The sequence below is a fragment of the Streptomyces viridochromogenes genome, from assembly GCF_001270495.1.
GTDB lineage: Bacteria > Actinomycetota > Actinomycetes > Streptomycetales > Streptomycetaceae > Streptomyces > Streptomyces viridochromogenes_A.
Map to the genome: position 1 here is coordinate 44,799 of NZ_LGUR01000184.1, position 16,271 is coordinate 61,069.

Here is a 16,271-nt window from a genome sequence, read left to right on the forward strand (position 1 = left end):
GTTCCGCCGGCCCGCCGCTCACGCGTTGGCCGCGTGGTCCTTCGCGAACTCCTCGGCCATTCTGTCGCCGCCCCGGGACCGCCATGTCTTCACCGCCGCGTCCCATTCCGTGAGCGGCAGCCGCCCCGCGACGATTCCGGTGACGGTGTCGTCGAGGAGGGCCTTGAGGGTGGTGCCCTGGGCGTTCCTGGTACGCGACTGCAGACCGAAGGACGCGTCGCGGATGGCGTGCGGCACGACCTCGCGCTGCCAGGCGTGCAGGGCCCGTACGGCGTCCGGCATGCCCGGCACGAACAGCACCTGGGGGCCTTCTGCGAGGTACTTCAGCGGCAGGTTGGTGTTGTTCTCGACCTCGCCGAGCTCGGTGGGCTCGGGTGAGCCGTCCTTCGCGCGGGTGAAGTGGGTGCCCTCGACGCCGTAGTGGACGAGTTCCCACTCCTTGCTGCCGAAGGGGGCGGCGAGGAAGTCGAGGACGCGGAGCAGCATCTCGACGCGCTCCTTCCTGGCCTTCTTCAGCACGGTGTAGCCGAAGGAGCGGCGGGCCGCGACGATGCCGCCGGGTTCACCGCCGACGCTGTACGGGAGCGCCGCGGCGGGGGTCATCCCGTCCGGTGCCTCCCGGTACTTGGGCAGGTAGGCGCCGAAGCCGTCCTGCATGGAGCCGACGGTTCCGTTGTAGTAGAGGGTGGTCAGATCGATCTGGGAGACGGACGTGGCGTCGGGGTGGAAGGAGCCGTCCTTGCGCAGCCGGGCCTGGTAGGCGATGGACGCCTTGTAGCGTTCGTCGGCGCAGCCCGGCAGGAAGACGCCGTCCTTGGTGACGGCCCAGTTCTGGGGCGCGTTGTGGGCGGCGGAGTGGACGGCGTTGCCGAACAGGGAGCCGTTGGCGGCGCCGAGCGCGTACGTACGGCCGCCGGTGGCCCGCTTGGCCACGGCGGCGAAGTCGTCGGCGGTCCAGCCCTCCTTCATCCCCGCGTCGGCGAACATGCCCTGGTTGATCCAGAGGGTGGAGCCGGGCAGCGGGCGTTCCAGCGGGATGCCGTAGACGCGGCCGCCGATCCGGCCCATGTCGCGCCAGGCGTGGGTGGGGATGTTCGCGAGGTTGGGGTAGTCGGCGATCGCGTCGCCGGAGAGGAACGGCGTGAGGTCCTCCGCGCGCCGCTGCACGAACTCGGCCTCGCGGGGCAGCACGAACCCGGCGAACAGGTTGATGATGTCGGGCAGGGTGTCGGTGTCGCCCGCCATGACCGTGGCCATCTTCTTCTGGTAGTCGGCCTGGGAGACGATCGTGTACTCGATCTTCACGCCGAGGGCGTTCTCGACGGCCGCCCAGAACCGGTTGGCGGAGGCCGGCTTCGGGGGCGTACCGAAGGACACCGACATGACCTTGATGGTGGAGCCGTCGCCCGGCGGGCGGGAGACGGACCGCACCAGGTCGGAGGGGTAGGCGGTGTACCCGGCCTGCACACCGGCCTCGGTGGCGGCGAGGTCGGGCTTCGGGCCGGTGGCGGGCCGGTACGTCGGCCAGGGCGCGAGTTCCTTGCCCGCGTTGGAGACGTCGCTGTCGCCGGAGCCGGTGGAGCAGGCGGTCAGCAGACCGGGGGCGGCGACTGCGGCGCCACCGGCGGCGATGGAACGCAGTACGGTACGTCGGGACATGCCGGGCATGGGCGAATCACCTTTCTGCGTGCGGTTGTTGATGTCGTGTCGGTTCTGGTGCGTCAGCTCTTGACGGCGCCGGTGAGCACGCCCTTGGTGAAGTACTTCTGCAGGAACGGGTAGACGAGCAGGATCGGCACGGTGGCGATCACCAGGACGGCCATCTGCACGGTCTGCGGAGCGGTGACGGTCCCCTCGCCGGTGGTGGCGTCGGTGAGTCCGGAGCCCGCGATGACGTAGGTGCGCAGGACCTGCTGGAGGGGCCAGTGGTCGCTCTCCAGGTAGAGCGAGGCGTAGAACCAGGAGTTCCAGTACGCCACCGCGTAGAAGAGTCCTACGACGGCCAGCGCGGCCTTGGACAGGGGCAGGACGACGGAGAACAGCACCCGCCAGTCCCCCGCCCCGTCCAGGCGCGCGGCCTCGTACAGCTCCTCGGGGATGCCCTGGAAGAAGCCGCGCAGCACGACGAGGTTGAAGACGTTGACGAGGACGGGCAGCACCAGGGAGGCGTAACTGTCCAGCAGGCCCAGCTCCTTGACCAGCAGGAAGCTCGGGATCATGCCGGGCGGGAAGAGGAAGGTGAACAGGACGAGGAGCAGTACGGGCCGGCCGCCGAAGACGCCGGGGCGGGAGAGGGCGTAGGCGAGGGTGACGGTGCAGGCGAGGCTGAGCAGGGTGCCGACGACCGTCACGCCCGCGCTGACGCCGAGGGCGTGGGTGACGATGCCGCCGTCGAGGATGTCGCGGTAGGCGTCGAGGCTGGGCTCGGTCGGCCAGAGCACCCAGCCGCCGTTCGCGACGACCTCGTCGGTGGAGGCGAGCGAGGTCGACACGATGACGAGGAACGGCACGCAGACCAGCAGCACCACGGCGACGAGGGCCACCGCCTTCGCGCCCTGGGTGACGGGCCTCGGCTTCTCCATCCAGCCCGGACGGGCGGCGGGGGCACGGGTTCCGGCACTCACTTGTAGACCCCCTGTTCGCCGAGGCGGTGGGCGACCTTGTTGGCGGCGTAGACGAGGAGCGCGCCGATGACGCCCTTGAACAGGCCCGCGGCCGCCGCGAATCCGTAGTCGCCGCCGACGATGCCCTGGTAGTAGACGAAGGTGTCGATGATCTCGGCGGCCTCCGGGCCGACCGCGTCGCGCTGGAGGAGCATCTGCTCGAAGCCGACGGAGAGGATCTCGCCGAGCCGCATGATCAGCAGCAGCACGATCACGGGGCGGATCGCGGGCAGCGTCACATGCCAGAAGCGCCGCCAGGGCCCGGCGCCGTCGATGGCGGCGGCCTCGTACTGCTGCTCGTCGACCTGCGCGAGGGCGGCGAGGAAGATGATCGTGCCCCAGCCGGCGTCCTTCCAGATGACCTGGGCGACGACGAGCGGGCGGAAGGCGTCGGGGTCGCCGATGATGTCGACGGTGTGCAGCCCCATGCCGTCCAGCGAGGAGTTGAGCAGCCCGGTGTCGCCGAGGACCTGCTGGAAGAGGGCGACGACGATCACCCACGAGATGAAGTGCGGCAGATACGCCACCGACTGCACGAAGCGGCGGACCGTGCTCCAGGTGAGGCTGTGCAGCAGCAGGGCGAGGGCGAGCGGCACCGGGAAGAAGAAGACGAGCTGGAGGACGGCGATCCAGACGGTATTGAGGACGGAGTCCCAGAACGCGCCGTCCTCGAACATCCGCTGGAAGTTGCCGAGGCGCACCCAGGGGCTGCCCCAGAGGCCGTCGAAGGGGACGTACTCCTTGAAGGCGATGACGTTGCCGACCAGGGCGCCGTAGTGGAACAGCAGGAAGTAGGCGAGGCCGGGGAGCATGAGCAGGAGGAGGGCGCGGGATTGAAACCGTTTTCGCTCCACTGATCCCCTCGTATCTCGGAGTTTGAGTGAGGGGAAGTTAAAACGTTTTCAGACGCCAGTCAACAGCCCTGACAAGAAGGGCTGTTGACGGATGAGCGTTGACCGTCGACCGAGGGGCTCCCCTCGCGGGGTCAGCTCCTGCCGCGCCGTGCCAGGGCCACCGCTCCCCCGCCCGCGAGGAGCAGGGCCACCGCGCCACCCGCGATGTACGGCGTCATGGAGTTGCCGCCGGTCTCGGCGAGGCCCTCGTCGGATGCCTCGCCCTGAGGCTTCGCGTCACCGGCAGAGCCGGCACCCGAGCCGGCGCCCGGGTCGGTGCTCGGGTCGGTGCTCGGGTCGGTGCTCGGGTCGGCTTCCTGCGCGGGCTCGGCCGGGGTCTCGCAGGTCGCCTTGGCCAGGGTCAGGGTGCCCTGGACGTCGGCCACGTTCAGCTTCAACGGGTTGACGGAGACCTTGAGTTCGAGGGCGGTGGCGGCGGCCGTACGCGAGGTCTGCTCCGTCTTGGAGTAGTCCAGCCGTACGTCACCCACGCCCGGCACCTTGACGTCGGTGGTCCCGCCGGCGGTCAGGGTGACCTTCTTGCCCAGGACGGTGACGTCGCCGAGCAGGTTGGACGTGGCGGTCGGCGTCTTCCCGGCCTCGCAGGTCGCCCTGGAGGTGACCTGGCCGACCTCGATGAGCGAGAGCAGCGGCAGACCGGGGAGGTGGACCTTGGCGTGCGCGAGGTTGGTGTACCCCTCGGCCTTGCCGTCCTCGACGGTGGCCTTGGACTGGGCGACCTCGGCGTTCAGCACGCTGAAGGGCCGGCCGCCGTCGACGCCGTTCAACTGGGCCGTCAGCGTCGCCTTCTCGGCGCTCTGCGGCGCCTGCACTTCGTTGAGGGAGACCGCGAGCGGGACGTTCACGGTCTTGTTGAGCAGGGAGACGTCAAGCCCGGTGCGGAGCACGACGGCACTGGCGCGACCCTTGTCACCGGTCGCGTGCGCGGAGCCCGCGGCGCCCAGTACCGCGGGACCCGCGGCCAGGGCGGTGGCCGTCGCGACGGTGGCGAGACGGCGTGCGGGCAGGCGGAAGTTCTTGCCGTTCAAGGTGGGGACCCCCAGAGGAGACTTGCTCGGGACCCGGCAAGAATCGCGTACCGAGAGTGAACAGTCAGCAATCCGCCAGGACTTCACTCCTACGTGGGGTTTCCGTGAACCTTTTCGAATCGTGCGGCACGGGTGTTCCATGCTTTCACCGTCGCACCGGCATCTTTCCGAATACTCGGGTTGACGCCCCGGAGCGCGAGACGGCGTGCACGACGGCATACCGCGCGGTTCCGTAACCCTCCGTCACGCGGCGTCGTGCCCCGTGGAGGTCAGCCGACGACCTGCCCGTTCAGCACGATCCGCCGAGGCGCCGCAAGGACACGTACGTCCGCTCGCGGGTCGGACTCGTACACCACGAGGTCCGCCGCGGCGCCCTCCTCCAGGCCGGGTCGGCCGAGCCAGGTCCGGGCCGACCAGGTCGTCGCCGCGAGGGCCTCGACGGCGGGGATCCCGGCGGTGACCAGTTCGGCCACCTCGGCCGCCACCAGGCCGTGGGGCAGGGTGCCGCCCGCGTCCGTGCCGACGAAGACCGGGATGCCGGCGTCGTAGGCGGAGCGGACCGTGTCGTAGCGTCGTTCGTGGAGCCGGCGCATATGGGCCGACCAGCGGGGGAACCTGGACTCGCCGCCGTCGGCCAGCTTCGGGAAGGTCGCGATGTTGACCAGGGTCGGCACGATCGCCACCCCGCGCTCGGCGAACAGCGGGATCAGGTCCTCCGTCAGGCCCGTCGCGTGCTCGATGCAGTCGATGCCCGCCTCGACGAGGTCGCGCAGCGAGTTCTCGGCGAAACAGTGCGCGGTGACCCGGGCGCCGAGCCGGTGGGCCTCCGCTATGCCCGCCTCGACCGCCGCGCGTGGCCAGGTGGGCGCCAGGTCCCCGAGGTCGCGGTCGATCCAGTCGCCGACCAGCTTGACCCAGCCGTCGCCGCGCCGGGCCTCCTGGGCGACGTAGGCGACGAGGTCCTCCGGTTCGATCTCGTGGGCGTAGCCACGGATGTAGCGGCGGGTGCGGGCGATGTGCCGGCCGGCCCTGATGATCTTCGGCAGGTCCTCGCGGTCGTCGACCCAGCGGGTGTCGGAGGGCGAGCCGGCGTCGCGGATCAGCAGGGTGCCCGCCTCCCGGTCGGTGAGCGCCTGCTTCTCCGCCACGTCGTCGTCGACCGGACCGTGCGCGCCCAGGCCCACATGGCAGTGCGCGTCGACGAGACCGGGCAGGACCCAGCCCTCGACGGTCCGGACGTCCCGGGCGTCGACGGGACGGTCGTACGAGATCCGGCCGTCGACGACCCACAGCTCGTCCCGGACGTCGTCGGACCCGACGAGGACCCGGCCCTTCACGTGCAGCACCGCGCGATCGCTCATGACTGCACCCTAATGACCGGACAGGCCCTAGTCCCCCTTGCCCACCTGGTCGGAGGTCTCCTCCTCGACCTCGGCCATCGCCGGGTCCAGCAGCCGCGATAGGAAATGGCGGGTGCGTTCGTGCTGCGGGTTGCCGATGACCTGGTCGGGGGTGCCGTCCTCGACGATCACTCCGCCGTCCATGAAGACGACCCGGTCGGCGACCTCGCGTGCGAAGGTCATCTCGTGGGTGACGACCATCATCGTCATGCCCTCGTTCGCGAGCATGCGCATCACGGCCAGTACGTCCCCCACCAGCTCGGGGTCCAGCGCCGACGTCGGCTCGTCGAAGAGCATCACCTCGGGGCCCATGGCGAGCGCGCGGGCGATGGCGACGCGCTGCTGCTGGCCGCCGGAGAGGGACGCCGGGTATGCCGTCGCCTTCTCCGACAGGCCGACCCGCTCCAGGTTCTCGGCGGCGACCTTGGCGGCCGTGGCCTTGTCGCGCCGGAGCACCCGGCGCTGCGGCAGGCTGAGGTTCTCGGTCACCGTGAGGTGCGGGAAGAGGTTGAACTGCTGGAAGACCATGCCGATACGGCGGCGTACGGCGTCGATGTCGACGTCCGGGTCGGTGAGCTCGGTGCCGCCGACGAAGACCTGGCCCTTGGTGGGCTCTTCGAGCAGGTTCACACAGCGCAGCAGGGTCGACTTGCCCGAGCCGGACGGGCCGATGACGCACACGACCTCGCCCTGGCCGATCTCCAGGTCGATGCCGCGCAGCACCTCGTTGTCGCCGAAGGACTTGTGCAGGCCACGGACTTCGATCTCCGGGCGGGAGCCGGCGGCCTGGGTCTTCTCTGTCACTTCACGGCCTCCTGGGCTTTCGTCTCCATACGGCGTACGACGAAGCCGAGCGGGATGGTCACCAGGAGGTAGCACAGGCCGGCGACCAGGATCGGCGTGGAGTTGGCGGTCTGGCTGGCCAGGTCACGGCCGAACTTGGACAGTTCGCGCTCCTCCAGTGTCACGCCGAGGAACAGCACCAGCGAGGAGTCCTTGAAGAGCAGGACGAGTTCGTTGGTCAGCGGCGGCAGGATGATCCGGAACGCCTGCGGGATGATGATCGAGATCATGGCGCGGGCGGGCGAGAAGCCCAGCGAGCGCGCCGCCTCCATCTGTCCCTTGGGCACGGCCTGGATGCCCGCGCGGATCGTCTCGGCCATGTACGCGGCGGCCACCAGGCCGAGCGCGAGGGCCACCTTGCCGTACGTACCGCCCGGGATCTCCGTGCCCGGGAAGGCCAGCGGCACGGCGACCCCGATGAAGATGAAGATCAGCAGGGCGGGCAGCCCGCGGAAGATCTCGATGTAGACGCCGGCGAGCCAGCGGTACGGCCCCACGGACGACAGCCGCATCAGCGCGATCACCATGCCGAGGACCAGCCCGACGGCGAAGCCGGACAGGGTGTACAGCACGGTGTTCTTCAGCGCGAGCGTGATGACGTCCGGGAACATCTGCCGGGCGATGTCCTCTTGCGCGAACTGGTTCGCCAGCCGGTCCCAGTCGGCCGCGACCGCGAAGGCGATCACGGCCGCGACGAAGACGACGTACTGGACGCCGCGCGACAGGCTGCGCTTCTGGCGCCGGGTCAGGCCCTTCCTCCTGGGCTGGAGCGGTACGTCCGTGCCGGTCATGAGGCGGACGGGGACGCGGACGCCGCGGACTCGTCGTACGGGCCGATCCACTTCTCGTACAGCTTCTTGTACGTGCCGTCGGCCTTGGCGTCGGCGATCGCCTTGTTGATGGCCTCGCGGAGCTTGGTGTTGCCCTTCTTCACCGTGAAGCCGTACTGCTCGCCGGTGTTGATCTGCTCGGCGACCTCGAAGGCGGCTGCGTTGGCCTTGTCCTTCAGCCAGCCCTGGACGACCGGGTAGTCGATGACGACCGCCTCGACCTGCCCGGTGCGCAGGCCGTTGATCACGGCGTCGGAGGACTCGAAGGAGACCGGGTCCAGGCCCTTGCTCTTGGCGTAGTCCTCGCCGGTCGTCTGCGCCTGGGCGCCGACCTTCCTGCCCTTGAGGTCCGCGAAGGAGGAGATGCCGCTCTTCTTGTCGACCAGGACGGCCTGGGTGGCCTCGAAGTACGGGTCCGAGAAGTCGACGTTCTTCTTGCGCTCCTCGGTGATGGTCATGCCGGCGGCGGCGAGGTCGCAGCTGCCGGCGTTGAGGGAGCCGCCGGTCTTGAAGTTCTCGAAGGGCTGGTCGACGATCGTCTGCTTCACGCCGAGGTCGTCCGCGACCAGGTCGATGAGGGCGACGTCGAAGCCCTGCACCTTGCCGTCGATCTCCGACTGGAAGGGCGGGTACGGCAGGTGGGTGCAGGTGGTGAGCTGGCCCGCCTTGACGACTTCGACACCGCCGGCCGCCGTCTTCGTACCGCCGCCGCCGTTGTCGTCGGAGGAGCAGCCGGCCACGAGCACCAGCCCGGCCGTCGCGGTGGTGGCGGCCAGAACGCGGGTCCGGCGCCCGAAGGTCGTCTTCACGGGGAGCCTCCTGTCAGGGAACTGTGAGTTCCGATTATAAGGAGAGGTTTGAGATCCCCAAACCAAACCGATGGTTAAGGCGCCGTTCGACCTAAGAAGTCGGGTGTGGGAAGGGGCGTTGAGGCTCGCGGTTACGCTCGTCACGTCGACCCCCGGAGCGAAGAGAGCCCGCCGTGACCCATCCCGCCTCGACCCATCCCTTCCTGGACCTGGCTCCGCTGAGCGCCGCCCGATTCGCCGCCATCGAGGACCGGGTGGCACGGCTGCTCGGCACCGAGCAGGACGTCGTGATCATGCAGGGCGAGGCGCTGCTGCCGCTGGAGGGGGCGATCCGGGGGACGGCCGGGCCCGGCACGGTCGCGCTGAACGTGATCACCGGTCCGTACGGGCAGACCTTCGGGGACTGGCTGCGGGACTGCGGCGCGACCGTGATCGACCTGGCGGTGCCCTTCCATACGGCGGTCACCGCGGACCAGATCCGGGAGTCCTTCGCCGAGCACCCGGAGATCGACTTCGTGTCCCTGGTGCACGCGGAGGCGGCGACCGGCAACACCAACCCCGTGGCGGAGATCGGCGAGGTCGTGCGGGCGCACGGGGCGCTGTTCTACCTGGACGCCGTGGCGTCGATCGGGGCCGAGCCGGTGCTGCCGGACGCGTGGGGTGTGGACCTGTGCGTCATCGGGGCGCAGAAGGCGATGGGCGGGCCGGCCGGGGTGTCGGCGGTGTCGGTGAGCGAGCGGGCGTGGGCGCGGATGGCCGCGAATCCGGGGGCGCCGCGGCGGTCGTATCTGTCGCTGCTGGACTGGAAGGAGCGGTGGGTCGACGGCGGGCGGAAGGCGCTGCTGCATGCGCCCGCCCAGCTGGAGATGCTGGCGCTTGAGGCGTGCGTGGAGCGGATCGAGGCGGACGGGCTGGAGGCGGTGATGGCTCGGCACCGGGCCGCCGCGGTGTCGGCTCGGGCCGGTGCGGTGGCTCTGGGCGGGGGGCTGGAGCCGTATGTGTACGACGCGCGGGAGGCCGCTCCGGTCGCTACGACGCTGAGGGTGCCGGCGGGGGTGGTGGCGTCGGAGGTGGTGGCTCGGGCGGTGGCGGGTGACGCCGGGTTGCCGCTGGCCGCGGGGGGTGGGGCGCTCGCCAAGGAGATGATCCGGGTCAATCACTACGGGGGTGACGCGGCGGTGGACGTGGTGCGGGGGTGTGTGGCGGCGCTGGGCGCCGCGCTGGCGGCGGAAGGGCTGGGTGTGGATGTGGAGGGGGCGTTGCGGGCGGTGGACGCCGGTTGGCGGTAGCACCTTTTCCTCGCCCCCGCCGCCCCTACCCGTCCCGTCCCTGGGGGCTGCCGCCCTCAGACCCCCGCTTCGGCCCTGCGGGCCTCGTCCTCAAACGCCGGACGGGCTGAACATCCAGCCCCTCCGGCGTTTGGGCGAGGAAACGGGGGTCGGATTCGCTGGGCGCGAAAGCCCTGCCGCCGTCGGGCCGCCCTGCCACGCTCCCCGTATGACCACAGCCGACGCGCCCACACCCACGAACCTTCCCGACGGCCGCCCCATCCCTCTCCTGACCGGCGACGAGCACCCCATGCTGGAGAGCTGGCTGGCCTTCCACCGCGCCACGCTGGAGCTGAAGTGCGCGGGACTGGACGACGCCCAGGTGCGGCTCCCGTCCGCCGAGCCCTCGGGGCTGACCCTGCTCGGCCTGGTACAGCATCTCGCGGAGGTCGAGCGGAACTGGTTCCAGCGGGTGGTCGGGGGGCACGACGTGCCGCCGGTGTACGGAGCGGGCAACGAGAGCGGGTACGTCCTCGACGGCGCGCGGGGGATCGACCAGGCGCTGGACGTGTGGCGGCGGGAGATCGCCCGGGGGCGTGAGGTGTGTGCCGGGCGGTCGCTGGAGAGTGCCGGGCTGATCACGGACGGACCCATGACAGGGGTCGAGGTCAGTCTCCGCTGGGTGCTCATTCACATGATCGAGGAGTACGCACGGCACAACGGTCACGCCGACATTCTGCGAGAGCGTATCGACGGTGTAACCGGAGCCTGAATTCAACGTAATTCCGGGAATTCTTTTAAGGGTAGCTTCCCATCTTCTTCTGCCCGCTTTCTCCAGACCTAAACGCAAAGATTCCGCGAACGCGACATGGAGCAATTCGGGCAGGAGTCGTGGGAGTTACATGGCTGTGACGCGTTCCACATTGCGTCCGGTTTGCGCGGGATTAAAGGGATGAAATCGGGCGATTAACCCCCTGTGGGCCACACCCCTCACGCCCGCGCGATAACACACCCACCGCCCATACGTAACCCCACACGGCCATGCAATTTCGAATTTCTCTCGGTAAATTCAATTCGCATGACTGCCGCACAAGCAGACCTGCAAATCGACCGTCCGGCGGTGGCCGACGGGGCCGCGCTGTGGCGGATTGCCAGAGACTCCAAGGCCCTCGACCTCAACTCGTCGTACAGCTATCTGCTGTGGTGCCGCGACTTCGCCGGCACGTCGGCCGTCGCCCGCGACGAGCGCGGGGAGCCGGTCGGCTTCGTCACCGGATACGTACGACCGGAGCGCCCGCACGTGCTCCTCGTCTGGCAGGTGGCCGTGGACGACGCCCACCGCGGACGCGGCATCGCCGCCGCGCTGCTCGACGGGCTCGTCGCACGGGTCGCCGACGAGCACGGCGTCACGAACGTCGAGACCACCATCACACCCGGCAACATCGCCTCCGAGCGCCTGTTCGACGCCTTCGCCGAGCGGCACGGTGCCGCCCTGGAGCGCGAGGTGCTGTTCCCCACCAGCCTGTTCCCCGACGGGCCGCACGACCCCGAGGTCCTGTACCGCATCGGTCCCCTCTCCCGCTGACTTTCTCCCCCCACGTAACGAGGAGCGATTCGTCGTGACCATCACCCAGCCCGACCTCAGCGTCTTCGAGACCCTGGAGTCCGAGGTGCGCAGCTACTGCCGCGGCTGGCCCACCGTCTTCGACCGCGCGCGCGGCAGCCGTATGTACGACGAGGACGGCCACGAGTACCTGGACTTCTTCGCCGGCGCCGGTTCGCTGAACTACGGGCACAACAACCCGGTCCTGAAACGGGCGTTGATCGACTACCTGGAGCGGGACGGCGTCACGCACGGACTCGACATGTCCACCAGCGCCAAGCGGGCCTTCCTCCAGACCTTCCAGGACCTGGTACTGCGCCCGCGCGACCTGCCGTACAAGGTCATGTTCCCGGGGCCGACCGGGACGAACGCCGTCGAGTCGGCGCTCAAGCTGGCGCGGAAGGTGAAGGGGCGCGAGGCCATCGTCTCGTTCACCAACGCCTTCCACGGGATGTCCCTGGGCTCGCTCGCCGTCACCGGCAACGCCTTCAAGCGGGCCGGGGCGGGGATTCCGCTGGTGCACGGGACGCCGATGCCGTTCGACAACTACTTCGACGGAACGGTCGAGGACTTCCTGTGGTTCGAGCGGCTGCTCGAGGACCAGGGGTCCGGGCTCAACAAGCCCGCCGCCGTGATCGTCGAGACCGTGCAGGGCGAGGGCGGCATCAACGTCGCCCGCCCGGAGTGGCTGCGGGCGCTCGCCGAGCTGTGCGAGCGGCAGGACATGCTGCTCATCGTCGACGACATCCAGATGGGGTGCGGACGCACCGGTGCCTTCTTCTCCTTCGAGGAGGCGGGCATCACCCCGGACATCGTCACCGTGTCGAAGTCGATCAGCGGCTACGGACTGCCCATGTCCCTGTGCCTGTTCAAGCCCGAGCTGGACATCTGGGAGCCGGGCGAGCACAACGGCACCTTCCGCGGCAACAACCCGGCCTTCGTCACGGCCACCGCCGCCCTGGAGGCTTACTGGGCGGACGGGTCCGCGATGGAGAAGCAGACCCGCAAGCGCGGTGAGCAGATCGAGCAGGCGCTCATCTCCATCACGGAGGAGAACCTCGCCGACGTGAAGGAGTACCGCGGGCGTGGGCTCGTGTGGGGCCTGGAGTTCCACGACAAGGAGCGCGCCGGACGCGTCGCGCACCGTGCCTTCGAACTCGGCCTGCTCATCGAGACGTCGGGCCCCGAGAGCGAGGTCGTGAAGCTGCTTCCGGCGCTCACGATCACCCCGGAGGAACTGGACGAGGGACTCAGCGTCCTCGCCCGCTCCGTCCGGGAAACCATCTGAAACACCACCTAGGAGGCATCGCAGCACCGTGATCGTCCGTTCGTTCAAGGACATCGAAGGAACCGACCGCCATGTGAAATCGGCGTCCGGCACCTGGGAGAGCAAGCGCATCGTCCTCGCCAAGGAGAAGGTCGGCTTCTCCCTGCACGAGACGATCCTGTACGCGGGTACGGAGACGTCGATGTGGTACGCGAACCACATCGAGGCCGTCGTCTGCGTCGAGGGCGAGGCCGAGCTGACCGACCACGAGACCGGGCGGACGCACCTGATCACGCCCGGGACCATGTACCTCCTGGACGGGCACGAGAGGCACACGCTGCGGATCAAGGAGGACTTCCGCTGCCTGTGCGTCTTCAACCCGCCCGTGACCGGCCGGGAGGACCACGACGAGAACGGCGTGTACCCGCTGCTCACCGAGCCCGAGGAGGTGTGAGAACCCCATGACCACCGCCATGACCGCAAACGTCACCGATCTCTACCCCAGCCGCGGCGCCACCGAGGTGTCGACCCCGCGACAGGACCCTGTCGTGTGGGGCTCCCCCGACACCCCCGGCCCGATCGCGACCGGCGACCTGCAGTCCTTCGAGCGCGACGGCTTCCTCGCCATCGACCAGCTCATCACCGAGGACGAGGTCGCGGTCTACGCGCAGGAGCTGGAGCGGCTGGTCACCGACCCGGCGATCCGCGCGGACGAGCGCTCGATCATCGAGCCGAAGTCCAAGGAGATCCGGTCCGTCTTCGAAGTGCACAGGATCAGTGAGGTGTTCGCCTCCCTGGTGCGCGACGAGCGGGTCGTCGGACGGGCGCGGCAGATCCTCGGCTCGGACGTGTACGTCCACCAGTCGCGGATCAACGTCAAGCCGGGCTTCGGGGCCAGTGGCTTCTACTGGCACTCCGACTTCGAGACCTGGCACGCCGAGGACGGCCTGCCGAACATGCGGACGGTGTCCGTCTCGATCGCGCTGACCGAGAACTACGACACCAACGGCGGGCTCATGATCATGCCCGGCTCGCACCGTACGTTCCTCGGCTGCGCGGGTGCCACGCCCACGGACAACTACAAGAAGTCCCTCCAGATGCAGGACGCGGGCACACCGTCCGACGAGGCGCTGACCAAGATGGCCTCCGAGTACGGCATCAAGCTCTTCACGGGCAAGGCCGGTTCGGCGACCTGGTTCGACTGCAACTGCATGCACGGCTCCGGCGACAACATCACGCCGTTCCCGCGCAGCAACGTGTTCATCGTGTTCAACAGCGTGGAGAACACGGCGGTCGAGCCCTTCGCGGCTCCCGTACGGCGGCCGGAGTTCATCGGGGCGAGGGACTTCACGCCGGTGAAGTGACCGAGGCACCCCGCACAGCAACGCGGCGACGCGGCCCGCTCCAGTACGTTCCGTACGGCGGGCCGCGTTGTCGCTGCGTTGTCGCTGCGCTGGGCGGGGCGGGGCGCCCAAGAGCTCGGGGGGTGCGGCCTCGTGGCGAGTGCGGGTACGTCGTGGCTTGTCGCGCCGTTCCCCGCGCCCCTTGAGCGGCTGCGCCGCCCGGCGCCCAAGGGATCAGGGGGGTACGGCCTCGTGGCGAGTGCGGGTACGTCGTGGCTTGTCGCGCGCATGCGGCGGAGCCGCACATAGATACAGCCCCGCGCCCCTTAGGCGGCGGCGCCGCCCGGGGGCGCAGGCGGTTCAGGAGGACAGGACGTCCAGTAGGCGTTCGACGTCGGCCGGCGTGTTGTAGAGGTGGAAGGCCGCGCGGAGGTTGCCCGCGCGGTTGGAGACCTCGATTCCGGCGGCGCTCAACTCGGGCTGGCGGTGGCCGAGTCCGGGTACGGAGACGATCGCCGAGCCGGGCGAGGGGACCGGTTCGTGGCCGAGGGTCGCGAGTCCCGCGCGGAAGCGGTCGGCGAGGTCCAGGTCGTGGGCCTGGATGGCGGACACGCCGAGTTCCTCGATCAGCTCCAGGGACGCGCGGAGCCCGGCGTGGCTGAAGAGGCTGGGGCTGATGTCGAAGCGCCGTGCGGAGCGGGCGAGGTCCTCGACGGGGCCGTAGCAGCTGTCCCAGGGGGCCTCTCCGGCGACCCACCCGGCGAGCAGCGGCGTGAGCCCGCCGAAGTCCTCCGGGACGACGCAGAACGCCACGCCGTGCGGGCCGAGCAGCCACTTGAAGCCGACGGCGGCGACGAAGTCGTACGCCCCGGCGTCCAGCGGCAGCCATCCGGCCGACTGGGAGGCGTCGACGTAGGTGCGCGCCCCGTGCGCCCGTGCCGCCGCGCGCACGGCGGGCAGGTCGGCGATCCGGCCGTCGGCGGACTGCGCGGCGCTGACCGCGACGAGGGCGGTGTCCGGGCGGACGGACTCGGCGAGGCGGTCCAGCGGGACGGCGCGCACCTTGAGGTCGCCGCGCATGTGGAAGGGGTTCACCAGGGAGGAGAAGTCGGCCTCCGCGGTGAGGATTTCGGCTCCGGCGGGGAGCGAGGCGGCGATGAGTCCGCCGTACTCGGCGACCGAGGCCCCGGTCGCGACCCGCTCGACGGGCACGCCGGCCAGCCGGGCGAACGAGGCGCGGACGGCCTCCGCGTCCTCGTACAGGGGGCCGAGCGGCGTGCCCTCGGCCCGCATCCGCACGGCCCGGTGCAGGGCGGTGACGGTGCGGGCCGGCAGCAGGCCGTTGCTCGCGGTGTTGAGATAGACGTTCTTCGGGGCGAACTCGGCACGGACCAGGCTCTCGAAGGTCTCCATGGCTCCACTCTGAAGCCTCGGCACCTCTCGGTCCATTGCGATTCTTTACGTGGTTTCGCTAAGCAGTGCTTATAGATCGGCCCCGACCTGCGCGTTCGCTCGGCAGCTCAGCGCTGCGGCACCGCGCATCCGTCGGGACCGCACGCGTCCGCGTCACCCTGGTCGATGAGCGTCAGCGGCGACCGGTCGCCCCATGCCTGCGTCAGGGCCTGCTCGAAGACCTCGGCGGGCTGGGCGCCGGAGACGCCGAACTTGCGGTCGAGGACGAAGAACGGCACGCCGGTCGCGCCGAGCTGGGCGGCCTCCCGCTCGTCGGCGCGGACGTCGTCGGCGTAGGCGTCGGGGTCGGCGAGGACCTTGCGGACGTCGTCGGCGTCGAGCCCGGCGGCGACGGCCAGCTCCACGAGCCGCTCGTCGCCCTCGGCGAAGACGGACCGCTCCTCGGCGAAGTTCGCCCGGTAGAAGGCCTGGATCAGCGCGTCCTGCCTGCCCTGCTTCTTGGCGAGGTGCAGCAGTCGGTGCATGTCGAAGGTGTTGCCGTTGTCCCGGCCCCGGGTGCGGTACTCCAGGCCCTCGGCGGCGGCCTGCACGCCCAGGTTGTCCTCGGCGGCCTCGGCCTGCGCCTCGCTGATGCCGTACTTCTTGGCGATCATGGGGATGACGGGGCCGGTCTCGGCCTTGTCACGCCCCGGGTCCAGCTCGAACGAGCGGTGCACCACCTCGACCTGGTCGCGGTGCGGGAAGGCCCTGAGCGCCTTCTCGAAGCGGGCCTTGCCCACGTAGCACCAGGGGCAGGCGATGTCGCTCCAGATCTCGACGCGCATGTCTGTGGCTCTCTCCACTCGAACGGGTTCGGAGACTCCCTCCGCTTAGTGCATGAACATTCAATC

General features: G+C 69.7%; 16 protein-coding genes. 6 read left to right on the forward strand and 10 right to left on the reverse strand.

The features are described from left to right. Positions 1-18 precede the first annotated feature (18 nt). The 8 genes from ADK36_RS18265 to ADK36_RS18300 form a co-directional block, all read right to left on the reverse strand. A complete protein-coding gene (locus ADK36_RS18265; RefSeq protein WP_048583619.1) occupies positions 19-1,668 on the reverse strand; it encodes an extracellular solute-binding protein in 1,650 nt (549 codons plus the stop codon). Positions 1,669-1,721: 53 nt separating this feature from the next. Further along, positions 1,722-2,582: a carbohydrate ABC transporter permease gene (locus ADK36_RS18270; protein ID WP_048583620.1), complete on the reverse strand. Its 861-nt coding sequence runs from the start codon at positions 2,580-2,582 to the stop codon at positions 1,722-1,724. A 38-nt stretch (positions 2,583-2,620) separates the two neighbouring features. After that, positions 2,621-3,475 (reverse strand): ABC transporter permease, encoded by an 855-nt coding sequence (locus ADK36_RS18275; RefSeq protein ID WP_053198284.1) that lies wholly within the window; start codon positions 3,473-3,475, stop codon positions 2,621-2,623. Between the two features lie 173 nt (positions 3,476-3,648). Then, positions 3,649-4,605 carry an SCO1860 family LAETG-anchored protein gene (locus ADK36_RS18280; RefSeq protein ID WP_053198285.1) on the reverse strand — a complete coding sequence of 319 codons (957 nt, stop codon included), beginning with the start codon at positions 4,603-4,605 and terminating at the stop codon, positions 3,649-3,651. 269 nt (positions 4,606-4,874) lie between these two features. Further along, complete coding sequence (locus ADK36_RS18285) at positions 4,875-5,966, reverse strand: amidohydrolase family protein (protein WP_048583623.1); 1,092 nt, start codon at positions 5,964-5,966, stop codon at positions 4,875-4,877. Between the two features lie 27 nt (positions 5,967-5,993). Further along, entirely contained in the window at positions 5,994-6,809 is an 816-nt protein-coding gene (locus tag ADK36_RS18290) for an amino acid ABC transporter ATP-binding protein (RefSeq protein WP_048583624.1), read from the reverse strand. Then, entirely contained in the window at positions 6,806-7,639 is an 834-nt protein-coding gene (locus ADK36_RS18295; protein WP_053198288.1) for an amino acid ABC transporter permease, read from the reverse strand. Before ADK36_RS18295 ends, ADK36_RS18290 begins: the two co-directional genes overlap by 4 nt. Beyond that, positions 7,636-8,487, reverse strand: a complete 852-nt coding sequence (locus ADK36_RS18300; RefSeq protein WP_048583626.1) for an ABC transporter substrate-binding protein — start codon at positions 8,485-8,487, stop codon at positions 7,636-7,638. The genes ADK36_RS18295 and ADK36_RS18300 overlap by 4 nt, the downstream gene beginning before the upstream one ends. A gap of 173 nt (positions 8,488-8,660) precedes the next feature. Between ADK36_RS18300 and ADK36_RS18305 the strand changes: the two genes are divergently transcribed. The 6 genes from ADK36_RS18305 (at position 8,661) to thpD (ending at position 13,989) form a co-directional block, all read left to right on the forward strand. Further along, positions 8,661-9,776, forward strand: a complete 1,116-nt coding sequence (locus tag ADK36_RS18305; RefSeq protein WP_053198290.1) for a pyridoxal-phosphate-dependent aminotransferase family protein — start codon at positions 8,661-8,663, stop codon at positions 9,774-9,776. Between the two features lie 208 nt (positions 9,777-9,984). Further along, a complete protein-coding gene (locus tag ADK36_RS18310) occupies positions 9,985-10,527 on the forward strand; it encodes a DinB family protein (RefSeq protein ID WP_053198292.1) in 543 nt (180 codons plus the stop codon). Between the two features lie 306 nt (positions 10,528-10,833). Beyond that, positions 10,834-11,340, forward strand: coding sequence for a diaminobutyrate acetyltransferase (gene ectA, locus ADK36_RS18315; protein ID WP_048583629.1), 507 nt, complete (start codon positions 10,834-10,836; stop codon positions 11,338-11,340). 34 nt (positions 11,341-11,374) lie between these two features. Next, positions 11,375-12,646, forward strand: coding sequence for a diaminobutyrate--2-oxoglutarate transaminase (gene ectB / locus ADK36_RS18320; RefSeq protein WP_048583630.1), 1,272 nt, complete (start codon positions 11,375-11,377; stop codon positions 12,644-12,646). Between the two features lie 28 nt (positions 12,647-12,674). Then, positions 12,675-13,079 (forward strand): ectoine synthase, encoded by a 405-nt coding sequence (locus ADK36_RS18325; protein WP_048583631.1) that lies wholly within the window; start codon positions 12,675-12,677, stop codon positions 13,077-13,079. Positions 13,080-13,086: 7 nt separating this feature from the next. Further along, positions 13,087-13,989, forward strand: a complete 903-nt coding sequence (thpD, locus tag ADK36_RS18330) for an ectoine hydroxylase (protein ID WP_048583632.1) — start codon at positions 13,087-13,089, stop codon at positions 13,987-13,989. Between the two features lie 339 nt (positions 13,990-14,328). Here the strand turns inward: thpD and ADK36_RS18335 are convergent, their stop codons facing one another. Further along, positions 14,329-15,381: an aminotransferase class V-fold PLP-dependent enzyme gene (locus ADK36_RS18335; RefSeq protein WP_053198294.1), complete on the reverse strand. Its 1,053-nt coding sequence runs from the start codon at positions 15,379-15,381 to the stop codon at positions 14,329-14,331. 107 nt (positions 15,382-15,488) lie between these two features. After that, positions 15,489-16,205, reverse strand: coding sequence for a DsbA family oxidoreductase (locus ADK36_RS18340; RefSeq protein WP_048583634.1), 717 nt, complete (start codon positions 16,203-16,205; stop codon positions 15,489-15,491). Positions 16,206-16,271: the final 66 nt, after the last annotated feature.

Bases quoted from the DNA above. Each gene is read 5' to 3' on its own strand.
- ADK36_RS18310 (WP_053198292.1), top strand. From the start codon at position 9,985: ATGACCACAGCCGACGCGCCCACACCCACGAACCTTCCCGACGGCCGC.
- ectA (WP_048583629.1), top strand. From the start codon at position 10,834: ATGACTGCCGCACAAGCAGACCTGCAAATCGACCGTCCGGCGGTGGCC.
- ADK36_RS18295 (WP_053198288.1), bottom strand. From the start codon at position 7,639: ATGACCGGCACGGACGTACCGCTCCAGCCCAGGAGGAAGGGCCTGACC.
- ADK36_RS18275 (WP_053198284.1), bottom strand. From the start codon at position 3,475: ATGCTCCCCGGCCTCGCCTACTTCCTGCTGTTCCACTACGGCGCCCTG.
- ADK36_RS18270 (WP_048583620.1), bottom strand. From the start codon at position 2,582: ATGGAGAAGCCGAGGCCCGTCACCCAGGGCGCGAAGGCGGTGGCCCTC.
- ADK36_RS18335 (WP_053198294.1), bottom strand. From the start codon at position 15,381: ATGGAGACCTTCGAGAGCCTGGTCCGTGCCGAGTTCGCCCCGAAGAAC.
- ADK36_RS18265 (WP_048583619.1), bottom strand. From the start codon at position 1,668: ATGCCCGGCATGTCCCGACGTACCGTACTGCGTTCCATCGCCGCCGGT.
- thpD (WP_048583632.1), top strand. From the start codon at position 13,087: ATGACCACCGCCATGACCGCAAACGTCACCGATCTCTACCCCAGCCGC.
- ADK36_RS18285 (WP_048583623.1), bottom strand. From the start codon at position 5,966: ATGAGCGATCGCGCGGTGCTGCACGTGAAGGGCCGGGTCCTCGTCGGG.
- ADK36_RS18340 (WP_048583634.1), bottom strand. From the start codon at position 16,205: ATGCGCGTCGAGATCTGGAGCGACATCGCCTGCCCCTGGTGCTACGTG.